The sequence below is a fragment of the Actinoplanes sp. OR16 genome (assembly GCF_004001265.1).
Classification (GTDB): domain Bacteria; phylum Actinomycetota; class Actinomycetes; order Mycobacteriales; family Micromonosporaceae; genus Actinoplanes.
The window spans coordinates 5,688,023-5,713,542 of sequence record NZ_AP019371.1; the positions used below are offsets into that span (position 1 = coordinate 5,688,023).

Annotated in this window: 23 protein-coding genes; 11 read left to right on the forward strand and 12 right to left on the reverse strand. The window is 69.8% G+C overall.

The annotated features are described in order from the left end of the window. Positions 1 to 120: 120 nt before the first annotated feature. Positions 121 to 960, reverse strand: coding sequence for an SDR family NAD(P)-dependent oxidoreductase (locus tag EP757_RS25870; RefSeq protein WP_127550212.1), 840 nt, complete (start codon positions 958 to 960; stop codon positions 121 to 123). A gap of 156 nt (positions 961 to 1,116) precedes the next feature. On the opposite strand from EP757_RS25870, the gene EP757_RS25875 reads away from it, so the two are divergent. Then, positions 1,117 to 1,992 carry a helix-turn-helix transcriptional regulator gene (locus EP757_RS25875; RefSeq protein ID WP_127550214.1) on the forward strand — a complete coding sequence of 292 codons (876 nt, stop codon included), beginning with the start codon at positions 1,117 to 1,119 and terminating at the stop codon, positions 1,990 to 1,992. 315 nt (positions 1,993 to 2,307) lie between these two features. On the opposite strand, the gene EP757_RS25880 is transcribed toward EP757_RS25875, so the two are convergent. Next, positions 2,308 to 3,711, reverse strand: a complete 1,404-nt coding sequence (locus EP757_RS25880; RefSeq protein ID WP_127550216.1) for an alpha/beta hydrolase — start codon at positions 3,709 to 3,711, stop codon at positions 2,308 to 2,310. Between the two features lie 105 nt (positions 3,712 to 3,816). On the opposite strand from EP757_RS25880, the gene EP757_RS25885 reads away from it, so the two are divergent. After that, positions 3,817 to 4,257, forward strand: coding sequence for a MarR family winged helix-turn-helix transcriptional regulator (locus EP757_RS25885; RefSeq protein ID WP_127550218.1), 441 nt, complete (start codon positions 3,817 to 3,819; stop codon positions 4,255 to 4,257). Between the two features lie 195 nt (positions 4,258 to 4,452). Here the strand turns inward: EP757_RS25885 and EP757_RS25890 are convergent, their stop codons facing one another. After that, positions 4,453 to 5,220, reverse strand: coding sequence for an IclR family transcriptional regulator (locus EP757_RS25890; protein WP_127550220.1), 768 nt, complete (start codon positions 5,218 to 5,220; stop codon positions 4,453 to 4,455). Between the two features lie 89 nt (positions 5,221 to 5,309). Between EP757_RS25890 and EP757_RS25895 the strand changes: the two genes are divergently transcribed. The 3 genes from EP757_RS25895 to EP757_RS25905 are packed head-to-tail and all read left to right on the forward strand — an operon-like array spanning position 5,310 to position 7,828. Next, entirely contained in the window at positions 5,310 to 6,008 is a 699-nt protein-coding gene (locus tag EP757_RS25895; RefSeq protein WP_127550222.1) for a CoA transferase subunit A, read from the forward strand. A 4-nt stretch (positions 6,009 to 6,012) separates the two neighbouring features. Then, positions 6,013 to 6,630 carry a 3-oxoacid CoA-transferase subunit B gene (locus EP757_RS25900; protein ID WP_127554441.1) on the forward strand — a complete coding sequence of 206 codons (618 nt, stop codon included), beginning with the start codon at positions 6,013 to 6,015 and terminating at the stop codon, positions 6,628 to 6,630. 55 nt (positions 6,631 to 6,685) lie between these two features. Next, positions 6,686 to 7,828, forward strand: coding sequence for an acetyl-CoA C-acyltransferase (locus tag EP757_RS25905; RefSeq protein WP_127550224.1), 1,143 nt, complete (start codon positions 6,686 to 6,688; stop codon positions 7,826 to 7,828). Between the two features lie 452 nt (positions 7,829 to 8,280). On the opposite strand, the gene EP757_RS25910 is transcribed toward EP757_RS25905, so the two are convergent. Both EP757_RS25910 and EP757_RS25915 read right to left on the reverse strand, forming a co-directional pair. Next, on the reverse strand, positions 8,281 to 8,763 hold the full coding sequence (locus tag EP757_RS25910; RefSeq protein WP_127550226.1) for a hypothetical protein: 483 nt from the start codon (positions 8,761 to 8,763) through the stop codon (positions 8,281 to 8,283). Continuing rightward, positions 8,760 to 9,572, reverse strand: coding sequence for an SDR family oxidoreductase (locus EP757_RS25915; RefSeq protein ID WP_232050003.1), 813 nt, complete (start codon positions 9,570 to 9,572; stop codon positions 8,760 to 8,762). Before EP757_RS25915 ends, EP757_RS25910 begins: the two co-directional genes overlap by 4 nt. On the opposite strand from EP757_RS25915, the gene EP757_RS44065 reads away from it, so the two are divergent. Next, positions 9,556 to 9,762: a hypothetical protein gene (locus tag EP757_RS44065; RefSeq protein WP_232050004.1), complete on the forward strand. Its 207-nt coding sequence runs from the start codon at positions 9,556 to 9,558 to the stop codon at positions 9,760 to 9,762. The two genes, EP757_RS25915 and EP757_RS44065, sit on opposite strands and share 17 nt — an antisense overlap. Here the strand turns inward: EP757_RS44065 and EP757_RS25920 are convergent. Genes EP757_RS25920 through EP757_RS25940 form a run of 5 tightly spaced genes read right to left on the reverse strand, consistent with a single transcriptional unit; the run spans position 9,725 to position 16,302 of the window. Then, a complete protein-coding gene (locus EP757_RS25920) occupies positions 9,725 to 11,203 on the reverse strand; it encodes a class I adenylate-forming enzyme family protein (protein ID WP_127550229.1) in 1,479 nt (492 codons plus the stop codon). The two genes, EP757_RS44065 and EP757_RS25920, sit on opposite strands and share 38 nt — an antisense overlap. Continuing rightward, the gene (locus EP757_RS25925; RefSeq protein ID WP_127550231.1) at positions 11,200 to 12,213 is read right to left on the reverse strand and encodes an acyl-CoA dehydrogenase family protein; all 1,014 of its coding nucleotides are present in this window, start codon (positions 12,211 to 12,213) and stop codon (positions 11,200 to 11,202) included. Before EP757_RS25925 ends, EP757_RS25920 begins: the two co-directional genes overlap by 4 nt. Beyond that, a complete protein-coding gene (locus tag EP757_RS25930; protein ID WP_127550233.1) occupies positions 12,210 to 13,370 on the reverse strand; it encodes an acyl-CoA dehydrogenase family protein in 1,161 nt (386 codons plus the stop codon). The genes EP757_RS25925 and EP757_RS25930 overlap by 4 nt, the downstream gene beginning before the upstream one ends. Before the next feature lie 14 nt (positions 13,371 to 13,384). After that, positions 13,385 to 14,953, reverse strand: a complete 1,569-nt coding sequence (locus tag EP757_RS25935) for a succinic semialdehyde dehydrogenase (RefSeq protein WP_127550235.1) — start codon at positions 14,951 to 14,953, stop codon at positions 13,385 to 13,387. Then, positions 14,941 to 16,302 (reverse strand): cytochrome P450, encoded by a 1,362-nt coding sequence (locus tag EP757_RS25940; RefSeq protein ID WP_127550237.1) that lies wholly within the window; start codon positions 16,300 to 16,302, stop codon positions 14,941 to 14,943. Before EP757_RS25940 ends, EP757_RS25935 begins: the two co-directional genes overlap by 13 nt. A gap of 81 nt (positions 16,303 to 16,383) precedes the next feature. Here EP757_RS25940 and EP757_RS25945 point away from each other — a divergent pair, with 81 nt between their 5' ends. From EP757_RS25945 to EP757_RS25955, 3 genes are all read left to right on the forward strand, one after another. After that, positions 16,384 to 17,004 (forward strand): TetR/AcrR family transcriptional regulator, encoded by a 621-nt coding sequence (locus tag EP757_RS25945; RefSeq protein ID WP_127550238.1) that lies wholly within the window; start codon positions 16,384 to 16,386, stop codon positions 17,002 to 17,004. A 70-nt stretch (positions 17,005 to 17,074) separates the two neighbouring features. Next, complete coding sequence (locus EP757_RS25950; RefSeq protein WP_232050005.1) at positions 17,075 to 18,664, forward strand: MFS transporter; 1,590 nt, start codon at positions 17,075 to 17,077, stop codon at positions 18,662 to 18,664. A 10-nt stretch (positions 18,665 to 18,674) separates the two neighbouring features. Then, a complete protein-coding gene (locus EP757_RS25955; protein ID WP_127550240.1) occupies positions 18,675 to 20,243 on the forward strand; it encodes a GMC oxidoreductase in 1,569 nt (522 codons plus the stop codon). Here EP757_RS25955 and EP757_RS25960 read toward each other — a convergent pair. Together EP757_RS25960 and EP757_RS25965 are read right to left on the reverse strand one after the other, a co-directional pair. Next, positions 20,229 to 21,278, reverse strand: coding sequence for a cytochrome d ubiquinol oxidase subunit II (locus tag EP757_RS25960; RefSeq protein ID WP_232050006.1), 1,050 nt, complete (start codon positions 21,276 to 21,278; stop codon positions 20,229 to 20,231). The genes EP757_RS25955 and EP757_RS25960 overlap by 15 nt on opposite strands. Continuing rightward, complete coding sequence (locus tag EP757_RS25965; RefSeq protein ID WP_127550242.1) at positions 21,275 to 22,672, reverse strand: cytochrome ubiquinol oxidase subunit I; 1,398 nt, start codon at positions 22,670 to 22,672, stop codon at positions 21,275 to 21,277. Before EP757_RS25965 ends, EP757_RS25960 begins: the two co-directional genes overlap by 4 nt. A 124-nt stretch (positions 22,673 to 22,796) precedes the next feature. On the opposite strand from EP757_RS25965, the gene EP757_RS25970 reads away from it, so the two are divergent. Together EP757_RS25970 and EP757_RS25975 are read left to right on the forward strand one after the other, a co-directional pair. Next, positions 22,797 to 24,119: an NAD(P)/FAD-dependent oxidoreductase gene (locus tag EP757_RS25970; RefSeq protein WP_127550244.1), complete on the forward strand. Its 1,323-nt coding sequence runs from the start codon at positions 22,797 to 22,799 to the stop codon at positions 24,117 to 24,119. Further along, positions 24,097 to 25,497: a glucose-6-phosphate dehydrogenase gene (locus tag EP757_RS25975; RefSeq protein WP_127550246.1), complete on the forward strand. Its 1,401-nt coding sequence runs from the start codon at positions 24,097 to 24,099 to the stop codon at positions 25,495 to 25,497. The genes EP757_RS25970 and EP757_RS25975 overlap by 23 nt, the downstream gene beginning before the upstream one ends. The last annotated feature ends 23 nt before the right edge of the window (positions 25,498 to 25,520 follow it).

Sequence of the window (25,520 nt, forward strand, 5' to 3'; positions counted from 1 at the left end):
ACGGCCCGCCGGACCTCGCCATCGGTGAGCGCGGACCGTTCCAGCAGGCATTGACTCAGCCGATCGCCGGCGAGCACCACCGCGTTGCCGGGTCGCAGCTGCCCGATCTGGACGAGTACCTCAGGAATCCACCTCCGCGATGTCGGTGGTGAGGGCCAGCGCGCGACCTGCTTCAAGATCGGCCGTCAGCGCCTGCACGCGGGCCTGCGCCAGCCCGTAGGAGTCCGAGCCGAGGACCTGGTGCAACGGAGCGTCACCGTCCTCGACGACTCGGATGATCGCGGTGGCCACCTTGACCGGGTCGCCCAGCTGGGTGCCGGGCATCGCCAGGTGAGCTTCGGTCATCTCGCGGATCGCCTCGTAGCCCGCGATGGTCGTAGCAGGCAGCGCCAGCGAGTGGGCACGCAGGAAATCAGTGCGGGTGTAGCCGAGCTCGACGAGGTTGACCTTGATGCCGAAGCCGGCGACCTCGTCGGCGAGCGAGCCGGTCAGCCCTTCCAGCGCGAACTTGGCAGCGCAGTAGAGGCCCCAGCCCGCGAACGTGGTCAGCCCGAGAATCGACGAGACGTTCACGATGTGCCCGCTGCCGGTCGCGCGGAGGCCGGGCAGGACCGCACGCAGCACGTTGCCGACGCCGAAGACCTGCACGTCGAACATCTGCCGGGCCTCGGCGTCACTGACCTCCTCGACGGCGGCGAGCAGCCCGTAGCCGGCGTTGTTGACCACGACGTCGATGCCACCGAAGCGGTCATGCGTCGACTGCACGGCCTCGCCGACCTGTTTCTCGTCGGTCAGGTCGACTTCCAGGGCGAGCAGGCGGGTGGTGTCGGTGTCCCGCAGGGCCTCTTGGAGGCGTTGTGCCGAGCGGGTGGTGGCTGCGACGCTGTCGCCGCGCTCCAGCAGCTGCTTGACCAGCTCCAGCCCGATGCCTCGCGACGTGCCGGTGACGAACCAGTTCATGGCGTTTCTCCTCGTGGTGCGTGCCGTGCGATGCCACCCATGCTGCTTTCGCCGGCAGTGCCGGCGACAGGTCGCAGCTGGCCCAGCCGTGCCTGGGAATGGCATGCCCACCCAGGAAGTGGCAGGGCCCGCTCCGGCCGGGCAATCCTTGGGGGCATGAGCGGACTGGGCGAGTTCTTACGCAAGTGCCGGGCGGACACGGCGCCCGTCGAGCTGACGTGGGAGACGGGCCGCCGTGTGCCGGGGCTGCGCCGCGAAGAGGTCGCGCGCCTCGCCGGGGTGAGCGTCGACTACTACACCCGTTTGGAGCAGGGGCGCCACAGCACCCCGTCCGAGGCGGTTCTCGACGCCCTGGCCCGTGTCTTCCGGCTCGACGCGGCCGGTCGCGCTCACCTCGCCGACCTGACCCGTCCCGCCCGTCGCCGTCAGGCTTCGGAGCCGGTGCAGCGCGTGCGCCCGGCGATGCAGCAGATGATCGCGTCGATGACCGATCATCCGGCGATCATCCTCGGCCGCCGCACCGATGTGCTGGCCTCCAACGCGCTCGGGCGTGCCCTGCTCACCGATTGGACGAAGCTGCCGCCGAAGCAGCGCAACTACGCCCGGTGGATCTTCCTCGAGCCCGCCGCTCGCGAGGCCTTCCTCGATTGGTCGTCGGTGGCGCCAGAGGTCGTGGGCACGCTGCGGCTCTACGCGGGCCGAAACCCCGGAGACGTACGGATGACCGAGCTCGTCAGTGAGCTGACGGCCAGGAGTGAGGAGTTCCGGACCTGGTGGAGCGGCCACCAGGTCCACGAGCGAACCAACGGCACGAAACGCATGAAGCATCCGGCCGTGGGGCCGATCACCTTGCACTACGAGGCGCTGTCCCTGCCCGGCGACGAGGACCAGACACTGTTCCTCTACAGCACCGACCCGGGCAGCCCGTCCCATGACAACCTGAGGCTCCTCGCACTCTGGGCCGCCGATCACCACACCGTGCCGGAGGGCCAGCCGGGCGAAGGCCTGTCGATCGAGGGCCGGTCGGTGTGACGCCGCCTCAGCCGCCCTCATCGCAGGTCGCGGAAGGACAGTCGATGGAACGATATGCGCTACTCCGGCGTCGCCGGCACGGTCCCCGTCTTGTCGGCGTACCGGTGTCGTGGGCCCGTCCGCCTTGACGGCGGCCCGTTCGTCTATCGGCAGGTTCGTCCGGTCGGCAGGTCCTCTCGCTGGTGTATGCGTCGCTCTGGCACGTCCGCCTCCTTTGGCACGTCCGTCTCATTTGACATGCCGTCTCGCTGGCGTGCTCGTCTCGTCGGCTTGGCCGCTTTGCTGGCGTGGCAACCAGGACGAGTCGGCTGAGTGTCAGCGGCCGGGTTCGGCGAGGCCGCCTACGAGTCGGGTGGGGGTGAAGCGGATGAAGCGGGGCTGGCCGCCGGGATAGTCAGCGCCTGCTTCGGACAGGTCGGCGGGGCGCAGGCTGGGCCAGTGTCCGGTGCGGATACGGCGTTCGAGTGCGTGGAGAGCGGTGAGGTATTCGCTGGGGAGGAACGCGCAGTGGCCGGACGTGTTGACGAAGAGGCTGCGGAAGCGGTCGGGGTGGTACCGGGCGTGCTCGGCGTACCAATCGACCTGCTCGACCGGGACGAGTTCGTCAGCGATGGTGTGGATCTCCAGGTGGGGGACGCGCAGTGAGCCGTTGGGCATCGAGGAACGGCTCAGGTCAGTGACGGCCCACGGGTCGGCCGTGATGTCGGCGGTGCCGGTAAGGCGTTTCAGGTCGGCGCGCAGGTCGAGGCCGGCAGTTCGGTAGAGGGCCGTCACCTGGACGGACTGTGCGCTGCTCGCAAGCAGTGCGCGGTAGTCGACGTCCTTGTTGAAGGCGGAGTTGCCGCCGGCCGAGAGTTCGATCTGCTGGCGGGCGGTCACGTAACGGTTGAGTGCTCCGGAGGTGAGGATGCGGTACTGATGTTCCTGCTGGGCGATGTAGTCGCGCGGTGCCGGACGGGTCTCGCCGCGGACCCAGCCGGTCAAATTGAAGAAGGCCGCAGCGAGGGCGATCCGAGCGCGCCCGGCCGGGGTGGTTTGTGCATCGACGACCAGGGCGGTGATGTCGGCAGCGGCCTGGGCGGCCTGTTCCGGGCTGGTGTAGCGGACCAAGGGGATGTCGCGGCCGGGAGCGAGTAGCTCGGTGAGCGCGTGCAGGCCGTCGAGTTGGTAATTGTTGAGGTTCAGGCCACCGGCGACGATGCCGCAGGTGGTGAGGGCGCCATCGATGACGCCGCGCGGCTGGTGGGCCTGGCGGGCGCTGACCAGGCCGCCCATCGACTGGCCGATGGCGATGGTGCGGCGAGGTTCGTGGCCGAGGACGTCGGTGAACGCGGCGAGGGCGGCGGACTGGTCGTCGAGTGCGCTCTCCAGGGCCCACAAGGTAGGTCCGGAGTAGGACGAGCCGACTGTTGCGTAGCCCTCGGCGAGCAGGAGGTCGCGGACCTGGTCGTTCGGGGCGTCCTGGGCGCGCAGAGCTCCGAAGCCGTGGGCGAACAGCAGGACGGTGCCGTTCCAGCGTTCGGGGATGTGGCCCAGCCAGGTGGCGCCGCTGGCGAGGGTTCCGCGGTATTCGCCAGGAGCGGGCGCTGGAGCAGCGGAAGGAGGAACGGACGCGGCGAGACGGGCAGGGGGTGGAAGAGCGGCTGCGGCCGGGGACGCGGCAAGGGCAGCGGTGACCGTCAGCACGATTGCCAGGAGTGGATGGCGTACGCGGCGCATGTCGTCCTCCTTGAACGGCTGCCAGCCATCGTGCTGCGGAGTAGTTGAGAACGTCAATGATTGAAGTTCTCAAATGATGCGGACGGCGGCGAGTAGAGTCGGCGCATGGATCGGCTGCTGACTTCGGACCTCGCGGCCGACCCGGCCTTTCTGCTCGCCAGGGCTCGTGCGGTGACGAGCGGCGCCGCCAACGTTCGGCTGGCGGCCTTGGGGCTCAAGGTCCGCTCGCTGTCGGTGCTGTGGCTCGCCGGCCAAGATCTTGGACCGTCGCAGCGGGAGCTCAGCGAGTTCCTGGGGCTCGATCCGAGTCAGGTCGTCGCGCTCGTCGACGAGTTGCAGGGGCGCGGGCTCGTCGAGCGGCAGCCTGACGAGCGGGATCGGCGTTCGCGCATCATCGTGGCTACCGTTGACGGGCGGCGGCTGCTGAAGCGGGCGCTGGCCGAGGTTCGGGCGGCGGGCGACGCGAGCTTCGCACGGCTGACCGACGAGCAGCGCAAGACGCTCGCTGAACTGCTGCTGAAGGTAGCGTTCGACCGCGAACCTTGAGCGCCTTCGCCCAGCCCAGCCCAGCCCAGCCCGGCCCGGCCCGGCCCGGCCCTGGCCTGGCCTGACCTGACCTGGCCTGGCCTGGCCAAGGCCCAGCTTCGGCCGGTCCGGTTAGCTTCGGCCGGTCCGGTTAGCTTCGGCCGGCTCGGTCAGCCTCGGCAGGCCCGTCCAGCTCGGCTCGGCTTCGGTTGGTGGCTAGCCGCGGCGGGAGATTCGTTGGGTTAGGGCGTGGGCGGCCTCTAGCAGGAGCGCGCCCAAGTGGGCTGTTCGGTCGCCGTTGAAGCGGGACTCGACTCCGGTCAGGCTCAGAGCCCATGCCGGTGATCCGGTTCGGTCGAAGACTGCGGCGCCGATGCCCCAGCTGCCCGGCACGATCAGGCCGGGGTTGACGGCGTAGCCGCGCCTCCGGGTTGCCGTTAGCCGGCGGGTGAGGGGCAGGGCGGCGTGCTGGTCGCCGTACGCGGAAGCAAGCTCTTGATCTCGGGATTTGATGTAGATCTCGGCGTCTTCGAGGGGCAGGTAGGCGAGGATCGCGAGGCCGGCGGAGGCGACGCCGAGGGGCAGGCGGATGCCCTCGTGCAGCACGTGCGAGCGCAGCGGGAAGCTGCCCTCCTCGCCGGCGAGGCAGACCGTCTCGGCGCCGCGGCGGGCCGAGAAGAACGCGCTCTCACCGGTCTTCGCGGCCAGCGACCGGAGGATGTCGCGCGCCGTCGACGTGACGTCGTAGCGTTCGGCGGCGACCGAGCCGAGCAGGAAGAGTTCGGGGCCTAGGTGCCACCGGCCGCGCCGCGCATCCCGGTCGACGAAGCCCTCCTCGGCCAGCGCGGCCAGGACTCGCTGCGCCGTCGAACGCGGCAGATCGGTCGCCGCCGCGACGTCTGCCGTGGTCACGCCCTCGGCGCCACCGGAACCGACCCTCCGCAGGATCGCGGCCGCCCGGACGATCAATTGGGTGCCCTGCATGCTCACATTATGAGCACGGGATGCCCAGAAAAGCCGCTGAGTGATCAGTCGCGGTCTCCGGGGGAGGAAGGCGTTTACCTTCCGCGGCCATGAGCAAACTCGTCGACAGTGCGGCCGCAGCCGTCGCCGCCGTCGCCCGGGACGGCATGACGGTGGCGGTCGGAGGCTTCGGCCTGTCCGGCAATCCGACATCGCTGATCACGGCGTTGCGGGACACCGGCGTCCGGGATCTGACCATCGTCAGCAACAACATGGGCGTCGACGGCAAAGGCCTCGGCCTGCTGCTGGAGAACAAGCAGGTGAGCAAGGTTCTCGCTTCCTATGTCGGCGAGAACAAGCTCTTCGCCCAGCAATACCTCGACGGCGAGCTGGAGGTCGAATTCGTTCCTCAGGGAACTCTCGCCGAACGGTTGCGGGCCGGTGGGGCCGGAATTCCGGCGTTCTACACGCCCACCGGATTCGGCACTCCGGTGGCCGAGGGCAAGCCGGTTCTCCAATTCGGCGGCGTCTCGGCGATCTTGGAACGTGGCATCGTCGCGGACCTCGCCCTCGTCCGTGCTCACCAGGCGGATCTGGAGGGGAACCTGCGCTATCGGCTGACCGCGCGCAACTTCAATCCGCTCGTCGCGACCGCGGGACGGATCACCATCGCCGAGGCGTCCATGATCGATGCGCTGAACCCGGACGACATTCACACGCCCGGTATCTATGTGCAGCACCTGATCCGGAGCGAGATCCAGGAGAAGGACATCGAGCAGAGGACGGTGCGGGCCCGTGTGGACGCGTGACGAAATGGCGGCCATCGCCGCGTCCGAACTGACCGACGGTCAATACGTCAATCTCGGGATCGGCATTCCCACGCTGGTCGCCAACAATCTCCCTTCCGGGGTACGCGTGACGCTCCAGAGCGAGAACGGAATCCTCGGAATGGGGCCGTTCCCGTATGAGGGCGACGAGGACGCCGACCTGATCAACGCCGGTAAGCAGACGGTGACACTGCTGCCGAACGCCTCGATCTTCGATTCGGCGACCTCGTTCGGCATGATCAGGGGCGGTCACGTGCAGACCGCGATCCTCGGTGCGCTGCAGGTCGCGGCGAACGGCGACCTGGCGAACTGGACCATCCCCGGCAAACTGGTCAAGGGCATGGGCGGCGCGATGGATCTGGTCGCCGGCACCCCGCGGGTCATCGTCGTCACCGAGCATGTGGCGAAGGACGGCAGCCCGAAGATCGTGGAGCGGTGCACGCTGCCGCTGACCGGCGCCGGGGTGGTGGACCGGATCATCTCGGATCGCGCGGTCTTCGACGTCACCACGGACGGGTTGGTGCTGCGCCGGATCGCCGACGACCAGACGGTCGAGGGGATCGTGGAACTGACCGGGGCCGGCTTCGTGGTGAATCTCGCATGAACGCCGGGACCGATCGGGGGCCGAACGGTGCCCGGCTCCGGGCGGGGGTGCTCGGATGAGCGTCGTGATCGCGGGGTACGCCCGCACGCCGTTCGCCCGCTACACCGGCGCGCTCGCCCGCGTCGCTGCCACCGCGCTCGGCGCGCACGCCACTCGGGCCGCGCTCGCCCGGGCGGGTGTCCCGGCCGAAGCGGTGCAGCGTGTCTTCGCTGGTCAGGTGCTTCAGGGCCTGGCCGGACAGAACCCGGCCCGGCAGGCGGCCGTCGCCGCGGGAATCCCGCTCAGCGCGCCCGCCACCACGATCAACGCGGTGTGCCTGTCCGGTCTGGAAGCCGTCATCGCGGCCACCGATCTGATCACTTCCGGTCGCGCGGAGATCGTCGTGGCGATCGGGATGGAATCGATGTCGCTCGCACCGCACGCGTCGCGCAGCAGGGCCGGGACCCGGTACGGCGCGATCGAGATGCTCGATACGCTCGAACTCGACGGTCTCACCGACGCCTTCGAGCGGCGGTCGATGGGCGCTTCCACCGAGGCCGGCAATGATCAACTGGGTCTGAGCAGGGCCGATCAGGATGCTTGGGCGGCGTCTTCGCACCAGCGGGCGGCGTCATCCCGCTCGTTCCTGGCCGGTGAGATCGAGGCTTTCCCCGTACGAGATAAAGCTCTTGATCTTGACGATGGTGTCCGTCCGGAGACGACTGTGCAGGGGCTCGGGGCGCTCCGACCGGCGTTCTCGACCGACGGAACGATCACTGCGGGGAACTCTTCGCAGCTCACCGACGGTGCGGCAGCTCTCGTGCTGATGAGTGAGACGGCCGCGCGTTCCCGCGGTGTGACTCCACTGGCGCGGGTGCTGGCGTCGGCGACCGTGGCGGGGCCGGACGTGCGTCTGCATCATCAGCCCGCGAACGCCATCCGTGCTGCTGTGCGATATCTCGGCGCAGCGCCCGCCGACCTCGGCCGCATCGAGATCAACGAAGCCTTCGCATCGGTGGCCGTCGCTTCGGTCGATGACCTCGAGGTCGACCCCGGCATCGTGAACGTGCATGGAGGGGCGATCGCTATCGGGCACCCGATCGGCGCGTCCGGTGCTCGCATCGTGGGCACCCTCGCCCGGCAGGTGGACGGCCTCGGCGCGGCCGCGATCTGCGGGGGCGGCGGCCAGGGCGCGGCCGTCATCCTGCAGTCGATCTGAGGAGGTGCCGCCCGCCGCATCGTCTCCGAGATCTTGAGCGATTCTCGATCCGCGGGTGTGCAGGTTCACCCAAGATCTGCGGTGGGAGGTCGTGGATCGTCGTGTGGGGTCGCGTCGGGTGGGGTCGCGTTGCGGTCGCCCGAGCCCCGCGCTGATCTTGAGTGATTCTCGATCCTCCGAGGTGCGGAGTCACCCAAGATCTGTGGTGGGAGGTCGTGGATCGTCGTGTGGGGTCGCGTCGGGTGGGGTCGCGTTGCGGTCGCCCGAGCCCCGCGCTGATCTTGAGTGATTCTCGACCCTCCGAGGTGCGGAGTCACCCAAGATCTGCGCGCGGGGAGATCGCGGATGAGGGTGCGGATGACCGGAGTGGGCCGATTCGCTGGCGGCGGTGGCAATGGACATGCGACCGCCGTCGTCGCGGGTCGGGTGGCCGCGCCCCGGCAGGATTCCCATCAAGGAGCGGGCCAAATCTGCAGGAGATAGCGTTCGACGCCGTGCAGTTCGACGTCCGGTGGCGGGGTGGCGGCCTGCAGTTCGGCTCGCCCGGTGACGTAGGCGCGGACCCGGTAGGCGCCGGCGCCGCCTACCGTGATGTCGTCGGCGTCCTCGCCGTCCACCAGGGGATTGATCTCCAGGAAGCCGCTGTCCAGGATCACCGATGTCTCGGTCATGTCGGCCCAGCCCGGCGCGGGTGCGGGCTGGGCTTCCCAGGCCTCCACCGTGACGGCGGCGACGTGGTGGCGGGTCGACGCGCTGACCACGGTGATCATGTTGCGCCCGGCGGACAACCAGCCGCCACCGGGAAGCCCGGGAGACAACCAGTCACCGCCGGCAGGAGCGTCCTGCTCGCCACTGTCGTCGATGAGGTCGAAGCTGCCGTGGTCGACCAGCACTTCGGTCTCCAGGCGCTCGATCAACGCAGGGAAGGCGCTCATGAGTCCGAACCCCGGCGGGCGCGCTGCTCGTACGCCTCCCTCGCCGCCGTGTCGGCTCTCGAAAGAACCTTCCCGGCATCGGACATGCGGTCCAGGACCTCACCGACCCGGCGGGGCAGGGCCTGGGTGAACTTCGTCGGCGCCTGGACCCAGCGCGGCACCCACAACTCCGCCTGCGGCTTGCGCAGCGCGCCCTCGATCACTTTTGCCACGTCGTCCGGGGTGACCGCTTTGACGCCGCGGGCCGCGGGGACGCCGGCGGAGAGTTCGGTCTTGACGACGGTCGGCAGGACCAGTGTCACGTCGACGCCGGCGGGGGCGAGTTCGGCGCGCATGGCCTCGCTGAAACCGACGACGGCGAACTTCGAGGCCGAATAGGTGGCGGCGTTCGCGACCGCGAGACGGCCCACCGCCGAGGCCACGTTCACGATGTGACCCCGTCCGCGGTCGACCATGCCGGGCGCGACGGCCTTCGTACCGTTGATCACGCCGAAGACGTTGACTTCGAAGATGGCCCTGGTCAGCTGGTCGGGCTCCTTGATCAGCGAGCCGAGCGGCATGATCCCGGCGTTGTTGATCAAAGCGTCCCACGGTCCCAGCGACGAGACGGTGGTCAGGAACTCCTGCCACGAGGCGGGGTCGGTGACGTCGAGGCGGGCGGCCATGACACGGTCGCCGAAGGGTGCGGCAACGGATGAGGCCAGCGACGAGTCCAGGTCACCGATGGCCACCGAGGCGCCCGAACGAGCCAGACGTTCGGCGGTGGCGCGCCCGATACCGCGAGCGCCGCCGGTGACGATGACCGCCATCCCGGCGATCTTGCGCGAAGCAGAACGCGAAGCAGAACGCGAAGCAGAACGCGAAGCAGAACGCGAAGCAGAACGCGAAGCAGAACGCGAAGCAGAACGCGAAGCAGAACGCGAAGCAGAACGCGAAGCGGAACTCGAAGCGGAACGAGTCATCAGGACTTCACCAACGCCCGCACCGCCTTGCGATTGATCTTCCCGACGCTCGTCAGCGGCACCGCATCCAGCACGATCACCTCACGCGGGTACTTGTACCGTGCCATCCGTTCCTTCGCGAACTCGACGAGCTCCGGCCCGCTCACCTCCTGCCCGGGCGCCAGCTGCACGACGGCGATGACCTCTTCGCCGATCTCCAGGGAGGGCCGCCCCACACAGGCGGCGATCTGCACGGCCGGGTGTTCGAGCAGCACGTCCTCGACATCCCGCGGGAAGACGTTGAAGCCGCCCCGGATGATCAGGTCCTTGAGCCGGTCGACGACGTAGAGGAATCCGTCCGCGTCGATCCGCCCGACATCGCCGGTGTGCAGCCATCCGTCCCGGACGGTCTGCGCGGTCAGCGCGGGGTCGTTCCAGTAGCCGAGCATCACGCCCGGTCCGCGGACGCAGATCTCGCCGTCCTCGCCGGCCGGCACCGGCATGCCGTCCGGGTCGAGGATCGCCACCTCGGCGTGCGGGAGGGGCTTGCCGACACTGCCGGCCCGGTGTTCGGTGACGGTCTCGGCGGAGACGAACGCGCTGGACTCGGTGCAGCCGTAGCCTTCCAGGACGGTCACGCCGAACGTCTTCTCGGCGGCGGCGCGAACCGGTGGTGGCAGGGTGGCTCCGCCCGAGCCGAACGTGCGCAGCGACGACAGGTCGTAGTCGCCGAGCGGCTGGGCGAGCAGCATCGCCAGCATGGTGGGGACGACGGGTGCGGATTCGAGGCGATGCTCCTCGACCAGTTTCAGCCAGCCGACCGGGTCGAACCAGCGTTGCATCACCGAGACGTGCCGGCGGTCGGAGTGCAGGCCGGCGATGGCGACGATCAGCCCGTAGGCGTGCGACAGCGGCAGCGCCAGCAGTGACCGGGTCGAGTCCATCGTGCGGTTGACCTGGTCCAGCCCGCGCCCGCATTCCCACAGTCCGCGGTGGCTGAGCATGACGCCCTTCGCCCGGCCGGTGGTGCCGCCGGTGTAGAGCAGCGCCGCGAGATCGTCGTCGGCGCGCGGTTCGATGCCCGCCGGTTCAAAAGCTTCAAGATCATTGAAAGAGGAGGCGATCTCGTACGCCGAAAGCTCCAGCCCTTCGGCCGCACCCTGGAACAGGTCCGCCAGCTCGGGACTGATGATGGCGGCGGTCGCCCCCGAGTCGGTGAGGATGTGCCGCAGCTCCGGCACGCTCTGCAGGAAGATCACCGGGGTGACGACAGCGCCGGCCCGCCAGATCGCCCGATAGGAGATGAACACCTCCGGCGCGTTCATCGTCAGCACCACGACCCGGTCGCCCGGACGCACACCGTTCGCCCGCAGGCCGGCGGCCACCCGCGCGGACCGCCGGTGGATCTCTCCGCTGGTCAGCCATCTGCCCTCGAAGAACAGCGACTCGTAGTCGCCGAGCCGTTCGAAGGACTCCTCAGCCAGAACCGCCAGGTTCATCGCGTTGCCTCCTCCATCGCCAGCCGTGCCACCTCGTCGAACGCGGCCACGTCGTCACCGAGCAGGAACCGGTCGACCTTGGCGCGCCGCCAGTACAGGTGGGCGTCGTGCTCCCAGGTGAAACCGATGCCGCCGTGCACCTGGATCACGGTCTCGGCGGCGAGCTCCAGGGTGGTCGCCGCGGCGGCCTTCGCGGCGGCCGCGGCCAGGGGGAACTCGCCGGGCGCGCGATCGGCGGCCCAGGCCGCCCACCACACCAGCGAGCGCAGCTGCTCCACCGCGACATAGACGTCGACGAGCGCATGCTTGATCGCCTGATAGGAGCCGATGGGCCGGCCGAAGGCATTCCGATCCTTCGCGTACGCCACACCGATCTCCAAGATCCGGCTGGCGGCGCCCAAGCCCTCGGCGGCCAGAATCGTCCGGCCGATCCGTTCCGAGCGTTCCCAGAGCTCAGCGGCGTCGCGGGCCAGGACGACGGTCTCGCCGAGCGTGACGTCACCGAGCCCACGGGTCGCGTCGATCGGCTCCCGCACGGCGACCGTGCCCGGCCCGCAGACCAGGTTCCCGTCGCGCAGAGCGAGAAAGGTGTCCGCGCCCACCGCGTCGAGCACCGGACCACCACCATCCACGATTGCCAGAGCCGGGCTGCCGTCGGCGAGTCCGGCCAGCCGTTCCCCGTCACCGCCGAGGAGCACCGCTGCTCGGGCGAAGGTGACCAGCGACGGTCCGGCGAGCACCCTTCCGGCCTGCTCGGCCACCACTGCCAGGTGCAGCACGGTGCCGCCACCACCGCCCGCGCTCTCCGGCACGGTGATGGTCGCGAATCCACTCTTGACCAGATCCTCCCGACCGGGACGAATGCCGCCGCCCGGCGCTGAGTGGCCGGGCCGATCGCCGGCACCGTCGTCGAGGGCCGCGCGGGCCGCCGCCGGGGAGGCCGTGGCGGACAGGAACTCGCCGGAAGCCGCCGCCAGGTCCAGGTGCTCCTGATCCAGGTCGAAATTCATCGGATGCTCTCCCTGAAGGTCACACCTTTGTCGGCACGAGGCTCGGCGGGCAGCCCGAGGACCCGCTCGCCGATGATGTTGCGGAGTACCTGATCGCTGCCGCCGGCGATGGCCATACCGGGAAGCACCGCCTGACCGTTCTGCCAGGGACCGCCGGCGACCGGGGCGTCGTCGCCGAGTACCCGCACCGCGAGGTCGGTCAGGTCCCGCGCCGATCGGGTGCCGCTCAGTTTTCCCGCCGACGCCTCGGGGCCGGGCAGCTCGCCGCGGCTCAGTTTCGACAGCTGCCGATAGCCGGTGTAGCGCGCACCGAGCGCCGCCACGTACCCCCGCCCGAGCTGCTGACGTGCGAGGGCCTGCCGGTCGGGGGAGAGACCGCCGATGTGCTCGGCGACGTGCCGTGCGACCGTCTCCGGCTTCGGGCCGATCCCGGTGCCGCCTCCGCCGAGCGAGAGGCGTTCGTTCATCAGCGTCGTCAGCGCCACCGTCCAGCCGTCGCCGGCCGCGCCGAGGCGTTCGGTGTCCGGGATGATCACGTCGTCGAAGAACACCTCGTTGAAGTGCGCCTCGCCGTTCATCTGCCGCAGCGGCCGCACCGTGACGCCCGGGGCCTTCATGTCGATCACGAACATCGTCAGGCCCCGGTGTTTGGGCACGTCGGGATCGGTGCGGGCGAGCAGGATCCCGTAGTCGGCGAGGTGGGCGAGGGTCGTCCACACCTTCTGCCCGCTGACCCGCCAGCGGTCGCCGTCGCGGACCGCCTTCGTGCGCAGCGCGGCCAGGTCGCTGCCGGCCGCCGGCTCGCTGAACAGCTGGCACCACAGGTCGTCGGCCCGCAGCAGGCGCTTGAGATAGCGCTGCTTCTGGTCGTCGCTGCCGTGCATGATCACGGTCGGGCCGCACATGCCGATGCCGATCAGGTTGATCAGGGCGGGCAGGCCGAGCCGAGCCGTCTCCTGGTCGACGATCGCCTGCTGCATCGGGGTGCCACCGCGCCCGCCGGCGTCGGGTGGCCAGGTCACGCCGACGAATCCGGCGTCGTAGAGCACCGCCTGCCAGGCCCGGGGATCATCACCGCGGTCGCCGTGATGCTTCTCCAGGAACGCGCGCACCTCGGCGCGCCAGGCAGCTTCGTCCGGGGTGTCGTCGAAATCCATGCAGGGTCCTCCCGTTATCGGATGCGCAACCTCCGCAGCAGCTTCAACTGCCGGTTGCCGAGTGCCACGAACGACTCGATGGGCCGGCCCGGCGGCGGTCCGAGCGGGCCGAGACGCGAGACCGCCACGGTCTGCGCGTCGGTGAACCGGCGGATGCCCTCGGCGCCGTGGCGGCGGCCGAGCCCGCTGTCGCCGCGGCCGCCCATCGGCGCCTCCACGGTGGCGATGGCGAGGCCGGCCCCGTCGTTGACGTTCACCGCGCCGGCGCGGATCCGGCGGGCCATCGCCTCGGCCGCCGCGGTGTCGGTGCTGAAGATGCTGGCGGACAGCCCGTGCCGGCCGCGGTTGGCCTCGGCGATCGCGGCCTCGTCGCCGTCCACCCGGTGCAGGGAGACGACCGGGCCGAACGTCTCGCCGAGGCAGACGTCCATGTCGCCGGTGACGTCGGCGAGGACCGTGGGCTGGTAGGAGTACGGGCTGATGTCGGGGCGCGGCCGGCCTCCGGCGAGAACTGCCGCTCCCTTCGCCACGGCGTCGCGTACATGGGAGCTGACCTTGTCCAACTGGGACTGCGACGCCAGTGGGCCCACGTCGTACCCGAAACCGAGGCCCTGACCCAGGCGGAGCCCGCTCGTGGCGGCCAGCAGCGCCTCGGCGAACGCGTCGTAGACCTTCCCGTGCACGATCACCCGCTCGATGTGGATGCACATCTGGCCGCTGTTGGCGAACGCGGCCTCGACGGTGCCGCGGGCGGCGAGGTCCAGGTCGGCGTCGGCGCGCACGATCAGCGGGTTCTTGCCGCCGAGCTCCAGCGAGACGCCGATGAGCCGGCGCGCGGCGTGCTCGGCGACGAGCCGGCCGGTCGCCGTGGACCCGGTGAAGCAGACGTAGTCGGAGGCGTCGACCACCGCCGCGCCGATCGCCGGGCCGTCGCCGGTGACCACCTGCCAGACGTGTTCCGGCAGGCCCGCCTCGGCCAGCAGCGCCCGGGCCCAGAGCAGGGTCAGCGGGGTCTGCTCGTCGGCCTTGCTGACCGCGGTGTTGGCGGCCAGCAGCGCCGGGATCAGGTCGGCGACGCCGAGATAGAGCGGGTAGTTCCACGGCGAGATGATCCCGACGACGCCCTTCGGGACGCGGACCTCGGTGACCCGGGTGGCGATCGGGACGGCCGGGCGTACCGGGCGGTCCGCGATGTAGGTGTGCCCGTGCCGCGCGTAGTGCCGGGCCACCGTGCCGAGCAGCAGCACCTCCTGCCAGGCGTGCACGCGGGCCTTGCCGGTCTCCCACTGGATCAGGTCGAGCACCTCGTCCTGACGGTCGACGAGCAGGTCGTGGAAACGGAGGATCACGTCGGCGCGGGCCCGGAACGACAGGGCGGCCCACTGCCGCTGCGCGACACGGGCGAGGTCTGCGGCGGCGTCGACGTCATCGGCCGTGCAGGACGGGACGGCTATGGTCGGCAGGGCGTCGAAGGGAGCGAGCGCTGTCGACGTACCCTTGCCGCTGCCCTTGATCCATCGGCGAAGCGAAGCGATCCGGGCATCGGTGAGCCAACCAGGGCGATGGGCGCTCACGGCTTCCATGAGTTCTCCCGTAGCACGATCGGCTGGCCGTCCTTGGGGAACGGCAGCGAGTGGTGATCCAGCGGCGGCACGTAGGCCGGATCGACGGTCCAGTGATAGCGGCGCAGCAACCGGTGCATGATCGCCTTGACTTCGAGGCCGGCGAACCGGAGGCCGATGCACTTGTGCACGCCGCCGCCGAACGGTTCCCAGGCGAACCGGTGCGACCGATCCTCGCGGCGCCCGGGCGCGAACCGTTCCGGGTCGAAGACCATCGGGTTCGTCCAGTACTCCTCCATGAGGTGGGTGAACTGGATGCCGAGCGCGCACATGGTCCCGGCCGGGATCCTCGTCCCCTGGACGACCGTGTCCTTGACGGCGTAGCGGACCAGCACCGGAACCGGCGCCCGCAGCCGCAGCGCCTCCTTCATCACCAGATCGATCGCGACCAGCGACTCGAGCTCCGCGCGGTCCGGGGCCGGTCCCAGTGCCGTCGCCTCGTCCCGGCATCGCTGCTGCCAGGCCGGATGCTGGCCCAGATACTGCAGGATCGTCGCCGTCGTGATCGTCGACGTGTCGTGCGCCGCCATCATCAGGAAGATCATGTGATTGATGACGTCGTCGTCGGAGAAGCGCTCGCCGTCCTCGGTCTCGATGTGGCAGAGCACCGAGAAGATGTCGTCCCGGCTCTCTCCCGCGCGCTTGGCCGGCAGATAGCCGCGCAGGAAATCCTCCAAGATCTTGCGGGCCCGGTACGCCCGGCCCCAGCGGGTGAACGGGACGTCCGCCCGGACCACGCCGGCCGCGGCCTGTACGCATGTGATGAACGCGCGATTCACCCGGGCCATCTCGGCACGGCTGGTCTCGCGCGCGCCGCCCATGAACAGGTCCGCGGCGATGTCCAGGGTGAGCTGCTTGAGCCGCCAGTGCGCGGGGAACCGTTTCCCGGCCTCCCAGCCGGCCGTGCCCTGCTCGATCGCCGGGTGCAGCCGCCTGGTGTAGCCGTCCAACCGTTCCGGCGTGAACGCCTCCTGCATGATCCGCCGATGTCCGTGATGGACGTCGAAGTCGATGAGCATGAGACCGCCGTGGAAGAACGGCCCGACCAGCTGTGACCAGGCCGGTTCGTTGGCGAACGCCTTGTCGGAGTTCTGCAGCGCCTCACCGCAGGCGTCCGGGCCCAGCAGCATCACGGTGTTCTTTCCCAGCATGTACGCCGGAGCGACAGCGCCGTAATGCTCCCAATGGCGGCGGTAGAGCGCGATCGGATCCCTCTGATAGTCGAGGAACCCGCCGATCCACGGCAGCCCGCGGTCCTCGCGCCGCACGGTCGCGATCTGGCGCGTCTCTTCCCGAATCTCAGCCGTCATTGGCCACCTCCGGTATCGACCAGAGTGATTCGGGAAGGATGTCCTGTCAATGTTGCGGCAGCGGTGTGGCATGGTTGGCGGATGGCGGTCCAGCAAGGGATCTATCGGGGCGTCAGCGCCGCCGACCGTGTGGCACAGCGCCGCGAACGGCTGCTCGCCGCCGCCCTCACCGTCTGGGCCGATCCGCACGTCCGCACCACGATGACCGCCGTCTGCGCCGAGGCCGGCCTCAGCGAGCGCTACTTCTACGAGAGCTTCACCGGCCTGGAAGCGCTGCTCGAAGCGGTGATGGACGCCATCGCCGCGGAGATCGAGACGACGAGTCGCACGGCCGCCGAAGCGGCCGGCGACGATCCGGTGGCCCGGGTGCGGGCGGCCGTGCGGTCCTTCATGGAGCTGCTGATCGCCGATCCCCGCAAGGGCCGCGTCGCGATCGTGGAGTCCATCGCGGTTCCCGCACTGCGCCGCCGCCGTACGGAGTTGTTGCGCCATCTGGCGCATCAGTCGGCCCTGGAGTCGCGGCGGGTGCTCGGCGCGCCCAGCCACAGCGAGGCGGAGGACGAGATCGGCGGCATGCTGTTCATCGGCGGCATGGCCGAGCTGATCACCGCCTGGCTGGACGGCGTCCTCCCCGCGTCCCCGGACGAGATCGTCGAGGCGGCTTCGAGGGCATTGCTCGGCCTCTACGCAGATTCACCCTAGGCGAACGATGCGCGGGTAGCCCTCTCGCGCGAGGTTGGTGACATTCCGGCCTGTCGAGGGGGCGAGCGTTGTGGCGGATACCGACCGCATCTCAGGGTCTGCGGGAACCGGGGAGGCGCCGGCGCGAGCCGGGCTGGTGCTGACCGCGCTGATCGTGGTCGCCGGCGTGGCGAACCTGAACCTGTCGGTGGCGAACGTGGCGCTGCCGTCGATCGGGCGGGCGTTCGACTCGTCGCAGACGTCGCTCGACCTGATCGCGGTGGGCTACTCGCTGGGCCTGGCGGCGTCGGTGCTCTACCTGGGCGCGCTCGGTGACCGGTACGGCCGCAAGATGATGCTGCTGCTGGGCATGGGCCTGTCGGTCCCGGCCTGCCTGCTCGCCGCGTACGCGCCGTCCGACACGGTCCTGTTCCTCGCCCGGCTGCTGGGCGGATTCTCGGCCGGCCTGGCCTACCCGACCACGCTCGCGCTGATCACGGCGCTGTGGGCGGGCGCGGGCCGGACCAAGTCGATCGCGCTGTGGTCGGCGATCGGTGGTGGCATCGCCGCGCTGGGCCCGCTGGTGGCCGGTTTCCTGCTGCAGAGCTTCTGGTGGGGCTCGGTCTTCCTGATCACCCTGCCGCTCGTGGCGATCGCGTTGTTCCTCGCCTGGCGCCTGGTACCGAGCGGCGTGAACGAGACCACCGACCCGGTCGACAACCTCGGCGGCATCCTCTCGGTGGTGCTGGTCGGCTCGCTGATCCTCTCGATCAACTTCGCGCCGGTGCCGGACAAGGGAACCCTCACGCTCGGCCTGGCAGCGATCGCGCTGGCCGCGCTGATCGGGTTCGTGGTGCGGCAGCGACGCGCCGCGAACCCGCTGTACGACCTGCACGTGGCGCGCCGCCGGGTGTTCTGGGTGGCCGCCTGCGCCGGTGTGATCGTGTTCGGCTCGCTGATGGGTTCGGCGTTCGTCAGCCAGCAGTACCTGCAGAACGTGCTGGGCTACACGACCCTGGAGGCGGGCGCCGCGTTCCTGCCGGCGGTCGTGCTGATGGTGCTCGTCGCGCCGCGCTCGGCGAAGCTGGTGGAGACCCGGGGCGCCCGGTTCACGCTGCTCTGCGGCTACGTGTCGCTGCTGCTCGCCTTCGGCTGGATGCTGATCTTCTGGCAGGACGCGAGCCCGTACTGGCAGATCGGCCTGGCGTACGTCTTCATCGGCATCGGAGTCGGCCTGGCCGGAACCCCGGCGTCGCACTCGCTGACCGGTTCGGTGCCGGTGCGCCGGGCCGGCATGGCCTCCGGCACGGCCGACCTGCAGCGCGACCTGGGTGGCGCGATCCTGCAGTCGGTCTTCGGGGCGTTGCTGACCGCCGGGTACGCGTCGGCGTTCGCCGCCACCCTGGCCGTCACGCCGGACGCCGAGAGCATGAGCAGCGACATGCGCAACGTGCTGACCAAGTCGTTCTCCAGCGCCGCCGACGCGGCCCAGCAGTACCCGCAGTACGCCGGGCAGATCACCGCCGCCGCCAAGGGGTCCTTCCTGGACGGCGCGGACTGGGCGTACACGGCCGGCATCATCGCGATCCTGGCCGGCGCGGTCCTCGTGTTCTTCCTCTTCCCGCGCAGGGAGCAGGAGGAGCGGCTCCTTGCGGAATACCACTCGGAGGACAACGGATAGGGAGACGTCCATGCAGCATGCCGACGTGATCGTCATCGGGACCGGCGCCGGCGGGGGAACCCTGGCGCACCGGCTGGCGGCCACCGGGAAACGGGTTCTGATTCTGGAACGCGGCGACTACTTACCCCGGGAGCGGGACAACTGGGAGTCGACCGCGGTGTTCGTGAAGGGTAAGTACCGCGCGCCGGAGTTCTGGCTCGACAAGCACGGGCACGAGTTCCCGCCGGAGGTGAACTACTACGTCGGCGGGAACACCAAGTTCTACGGCGCGGCGCTGTTCCGGCTGCGGCCGCAGGATTTCGGCGAGATCCGGCACCACGGCGGCATCTCGCCGGCCTGGCCGATCAGCTACGACGATCTGGAGCCCTATTACACCCAGGCCGAGCATCTGTACGGCGTCCGCGGCCTGCACGGCGAGGATCCGACAGCAGGAAAGGCGAGCCGCGACTACCCCTTCGGGCCGGTGCAGCACGAGCCGCGCATCCAGGAACTGAGCGACGGCCTGGAGAAGCTCGGCCGGCATCCGTTCCACCTGCCGATCGGCGTGAACCTCACCCAGAACGCGGCGGGCAACGCCACTCATGGCAGCGTCTGCATCCGGTGTGACCGGGTGGACGGCTTCCCGTGCCTGCTCGACGCCAAGTCCGACGCCCAGGTCCGCTGCGTCGACCCGGCGCTGACCCACGACAACGTCTCCATGGTCACCAACGCGTACGTGGAGAAGCTGGAGACCTCCGAGTCCGGCCGTGAGGTGACGGCCGTGGTCGCGAAGGTCAACGGCGAGACACAGCGGTTCAGCGCCGACATCGTCGTCGTCGCCTGCGGCGCGGTGAACTCGGCGGCGCTGCTGCTGCGCTCGGCGAACGACCGGCACCCGCGCGGGCTGGCGAACGGCTCCGACGTGGTCGGCCGGCACTACATGCGGCACAACAACCTGGCCGTCATGGCGGTCTCCCGCGAGCCCAACCCGACGCGCTTCCAGAAGACCCTGGCGCTGCACGACTGGTACTTCGCCTCGGAGGAGTGGGAGTTCCCGATGGGCGGCATCCAGATGCTCGGCAAGTCCGACGCCGAGCAGATCCGGGCGAACGCGCCGCGGCTGGCCGGCAAGATGTCACCGGAGATGCCGTTCGAGGTGCTCGCGCACCACGCCGTCGACTTCTGGCTGTGCGGCGAGGACCTGCCCGACCCGGACAGCCGGGTGACCCTGGAGGCGGACGGGCAGATCCGGCTCAGCATCGACGAGAACAACAACGCCGAGGGCGTCAAACGGCTGCGGCACCAGTTCCAGAGCATGCTCGGCGACCTCGGGATGCATCCGCACCGGCTGCTCGACCACAGCATCTACCTGCACAAGGGGATGCCGATCGGGGCCACCGCGCACCAGGCCGGAACGGTGCGGTTCGGCACCGATCCGGCCAGTTCAGCGCTGGATGTCAACTGCAAGGCGCACGAGGTGGACAACCTCTACGTCGTCGACACCAGCTTCTTCCCGAGCATCGGGGCGGTGAACCCGTCGCTGACCGCGATGGCGAACGCCCTGCGGGTCGGCGACCACCTGGCGTCACGTCTGAGCTGAGCCGGTCGTGGTGGGGGCCCGCGACGTCGTCGGGTCCTCACCCAGCTCGCCCTTCTGGTCCAGCCAGAACAGCAGGATCAGGGCCGGCACCACCAGCACGAGCGCGCCGACGAACCAGATGATCATCCAGCGCAGTGTCGCCGGATCGGCCGCGCCCTCCTGCACGGTCAGCGAGAACGGCAGCAGGTAGGGGTACTGCGCCACCGCCCACGCCCAGACCAGAGCGGCGATGCCGCCGGCGCCGACGAGCCTCATGAGCCAGACTCGTACGCCGGTGGCCAGCCGGAACGACCCGGCCAGCAGAGCCAGGCTGATCAGCAGCAGCGGCCAGCCGCGCTGCACCACCCGGTCGAACATCTGCTCCTCGTCGAAGCGCAGCGCGGCCAGCACCCCGATGCCGAGCAGCAGCCCGGCGACCCCGGCGGCCCGGGCCCGGAACCGGAAGTAGCCGTGCAGCGCGGTGATGCCGTGCCGGTGCGACTCGGCGAGCAGATAGAGCGCCGAGACGTACGCGCCGATCGCGACGGTGAGCAGCCCGACCAGGATCGACGACGGGTTCAGCCAGCTGGTGATCTCGTCGCCGGCGGCGTTGCCGACCGGGATCCGGCCGGTGAGCACCGCGCCCACGGCGGTGCCCAGGCAGAACGGGGTGAGGAAGGAACCGATCCCGAAGAGCCAGCCGGCCAGGTGCCGCATCCGGGCCCGGGCGGCGTCCTTGCTCATCGCGAAACCGGCGGCCCGCAGCACGATCCCGAGCAGGGCGAGCGCGAGCGGGATGTAGAGGGTGGACATCACCGAGGCGAAGGTGCTGCCGAATCCGGTCCAGCAGAGCACCAGCACGTAGATCAGCCAGACGTGGTTCGCCTCCCAGACCGGCGTGACCGCGTTGTCGATCAGCGAGCGCGGCAGGCGGCCCCGGTCCCGTCCACCGGCGGTCAGATCCCAGAAACCCGCGCCGTAGTCGGCGATGCCGGTGCACGCGTACAAGGTGATGGCCAGCACCATGATCCCGGCGACGACGGTTGCTGTGTTCACGACTCCACCTCGTTCAAAGCCGGGCGCGGTCCGTACACGGCAAGCTCGTCCTCGGTCTCGTCGCTCTTGCGCCAGCGCCGCGACATCGCGCGCAGCACGGTGATCGTGCCGATCGCCAGCGACAGGTAGAGCAGCGCGATCAGGGAGAAGCTGATCCACAGCGTGCCGGCGTCGGTGTTGGTCACCGCGTCCTCGGTGCGCAGGATGTTGTAGACGATCCACGGCTGCCGGCCGACCTCGGTGACGATCCAGCCGGCCTCCACGGCGATGAAGGTCAGCACGCCGGCGCTCGCCGCGAACCAGAGGAACACCCGGTTGTTCGGCACGTCCCGTTTTCGCCAGTAGGCGATGAAGAACCAGAACGCGAGCAGGAGCAGCACCGTGCCGACGCCGACCATGACGTCGAACGCCCAGTGCACGATCGTCACGTTCGACGGCCGGTTCTCCGCCGGCACCTGATCGAGCCCGGGGACGTACGTGTCGACGCTGCCCCCGGCCAGCCAGGAGTTCAGCCCGGGGATGGAGACACCGCCCTCGACCGTGTTGGTGGCGCTGTCGTAGCGGCCGAACAGGACTTCCGGCTGATGCGTGCCGGACTCGGTGACCACCTCCATGGCCGCGAACTTGGCCGGCTGGTCCTTGAACACGGCGACCGCGGTCAGGTCGCCGACGACGAACTGCACCGGGGTCAGCACCGTCGCGATGGTCAGCGGGATGAGGATGCCGAGCCGGTGGTAGCGGTCGCGGCGTCCTTTCAGCCAGCCGACCACGTAGATCGACGCGACGGTGAACCCGGCGGCCATGTACGCGGCGACCAGGAAGTGCCCGAACTCGTACGGCAGCGCCTTGTTGAAGATCGCCCCGATCGGGTCGACCTCGGTGATCTGCCCGTTGGCGTCCATGGTGAAGCCGGCCGGCATGTTCATCCAGGCGTTCGCCGAGATGATCGAGAAAGCGCCGCCGATCGCGACGAACGGGATCGGCAGGCCCAGCCAGAAGTGCGTCCACGGCTGGAGCCGCCGCCATCCGTAGATGTAGATGGCGACCAGGATCGCCTCGAGGAAGAACAGGATCCCCTCGATCGCGAACGGCAGGCCGAACACCTCGCCGAACCTGCCGGTCAGGCCCGGCCAGAGCAGGCCCATCTCGAACGACAGGACGGTTCCGGAGGCGGCGCCCACGGCGAAGGTCAGGCCGGCCGCGTGCGACCAGCGGCGGGCCAGGGTCAGCGCGACGGTGTCGTTGCGTTTCAGTCCCTTGTAGTTCGCGATCAGCATCATCGTCGGCAGCGCGATCCCGAACGGCACGAAGATGATGTGGAACATCAGGGTCAGCGCCATCTGCTCCCGTGCCGGCAGCAGCTGGGCGGGAGCGGCGAGCAGGTCGGCATTCACCGATCCACCATCGGCCACCGGCAGTGCCCGCCACCTCACCCGCCGTGGGTGATGCGGCTCGCGCGGGCTGCTCGCGACGATGGCCTTCGCGAGGACACGTGGTCGGAGCGGGGAGGAGTCACGGATGACCGGTACGACCGAGGTCGTCATCGTCGGCGCGGGGTTCGCCGGGGTGGCCTGCGCGCGGCGGCTCGCCGCCGAGCCGCGAGCCCGGGTGACGATCGTCGACCGCAACGGATATCACCAGTTCCAGCCCCTGCTCTACCAGATCGCCACGGCCGAGCTGGCGCCGCGCGACATCCGCTTCGACCTCGGCGAGATGTTCGCCCGGCACGCCAATGTGCAGACCCGGACCGGCGAGGTCGACTCGATCGACCCGCACGGCCCGGCAGTCACCCTCACCGATGGCAGCACGCTCGCCGCCGACGTGCTGGTGCTGGGCGCGGGGGCGCAGCCGAACTTCTTCCACACTCCCGGCGCCGATCAGCTCACCCTGCCGCTCTACAGCCTGGACGACGCGCAGCGGGTCCGCGGCCGGATCCTGGAGCTGTTCCGCGACGCCGCCGCCAAACCGGAACTGATCGACGAGGGTGCGCTCACCTTCGTGGTGGTCGGTGGCGGCGCGACCGGTGTGGAGACCGCCGGAGCGCTGGCCGAGATCGTGCACGACGTGATGCCGCACGTCTACCCGCACCTCGCCATCGCCGGCGCCAAGGTGATCCTGGTCGACCTCGGGCACACCGTGCTGAGCGCCTTCTCCGAGGAGTCGCACGCCTACGCCGCCCGCCAGCTCCAGCACCGCGGTGTGCAACTGCGCCTCGGCGTCTCGGTCAAGCAGGTCACCGCCGACGGTGTCACCCTCGGCGACGGCAGCACCATCCCGACCCGCCTGGTCGTCTGGGGCGGCGGCCTGATGGCCGCACCCCTCGCCGGCCGGTCCGGCCTGCCCCAGGGCCGCGGCGGCCGCATCGAGGTGAACCCGGACCTGACCGTCCCCGGCTTCCCCCGCGTGTACGCGCTCGGCGACATCGCCAACATCCCGGCCGCCGACGGAGAGACGCTGCCTCAGCTGGGCAGCGTCGCCCAGCAGGCCGGCGACTGGGCGGCCGGCAACATCATCGCCGGCATCGAGGGCGAGCAGCGGCAACCGTTCCGCTACAAGGACAAGGGCATCATGGCGATGATCGGCCGCAAGGCCGCGGTCGCCGAGATCGGCCCGCACCGGCACGAACTCAAAGGCCGCCTCGCCTTCGCCGCCTGGCTCGGCGTGCACGCCCAGCTGCTGGCCAACGCCGGCGCTGAGATGCGCGCCTTCGCCACCTGGCTCGACGACTTCTACGTACGGCCGGCGCACCGCTCCGCCGAACTCCTGGATCCCGCCACGATCGACCAGCCTCGCATCCGTACCGAAGAAAGGGCACACGATGGCACCGAACACACGGGGTGACGTCCTTGTCATCTTCGGCATCACCGGCGACCTCGCCAAAGTGATGACCTTCCGCTCGCTCTACCGGCTGGAACTGCGCGGTCTGCTCGACTGTCCGATCATCGGCGTCGCCGTGAACGACTGGAGCCGTGACGACCTGATCAGCCACGCCCGCTCGGCGATCGAGGGCACCGGCGAGAAGATCGAGGACGACGCGTTCAACCGGCTCACCGACCGGATGAGCTACCTCAGCGGCGACTTCGGCGACCCGGACACCTACCGCCGCATCGGCGCGGCGATCGGTGACGCCGCAACGCCGGTCTATTACCTGGAGATCCCGCCGTTCCTGTTCGGCCGGGTCGCGGCGGGCCTGGCCGACGCCGGACTCGTCCGCGCCGGCCGGGTCGTGGTGGAGAAGCCGTTCGGCCACGACACCGCCTCCGCCGTCGCCCTCGCCGCCGAGATCCACCAGCACGTGCCCGAGTCGCAGCTGTTCCGCATCGACCACTTCCTCGGCAAGATGGGCCTCGAGGAACTCGTCTACTTCCGGTTCGCGAACACCCTGCTCGAACCGGTCTGGAACCGCAACTACGTCGAATCCGTCGAGATCACCATGGCGGAGAGCTTCGGCGTCGAGGACCGCGGCCACTTCTACGACCCGGTCGGCGCCGTCCGTGACGTGGTCGTCAACCACCTCATGCAGGTCCTCGCCGCCGGCGCGATGGAGTCACCGGCCGGGGCGATCCCGGACATGCTGAAGAACACCCAGCTCGCGCTCTGGCGAGCCGTCGCCGAGGCGAACCCGGCCCACTACGTGCGCGGCCAGTACGACGGCTACCGGTCCATCTCCGGCGTCGCCGCGGACTCGCAGACCGAGACGTACGCGGCGATCCGCCTCGACATCGACAACTGGCGCTGGGCCGGCGTGCCGTTCTTCATCCGCACCGGCAAGCGGCTCCCGGTCACCCAGACCGAGTTCCGCCTGGTCTTCAAACGCCCGCCGAAGCTCGGACTGCGGCTGCCCGGCCTGGCCCGCCAGCCGGAACCCGACCAGCTGGTGGTCAAGCTCGACCCGTCGACCGGGCTGCGTTTCGAGATGCAGGCACACCGCGGGGACGCGGAGGGCCCCGAGGGGATCACTCTCGACATGGAGTTCGCCCAGGAGGGAGGAGAGGGCCCGACGCCGTACGAGGTGCTGCTGCACGCGGCGCTGCTCGGCAACAGCACCCGCTTCCAGCGGCAGGACGGCGTCGAGGAGACCTGGCGGATCATGCAGCCGCTCATCGACAACCCGCCGCCCGTCGAGTCCTACACCCCCGGCACCTGGGGACCGCCCGGCGCGGAACGCCTGGTCGCCGACTACGGCGGCTGGCACGGCCCGTGGGTGGCGCCCGCATAGATCCCCCGCCGAGCGTTTGAATG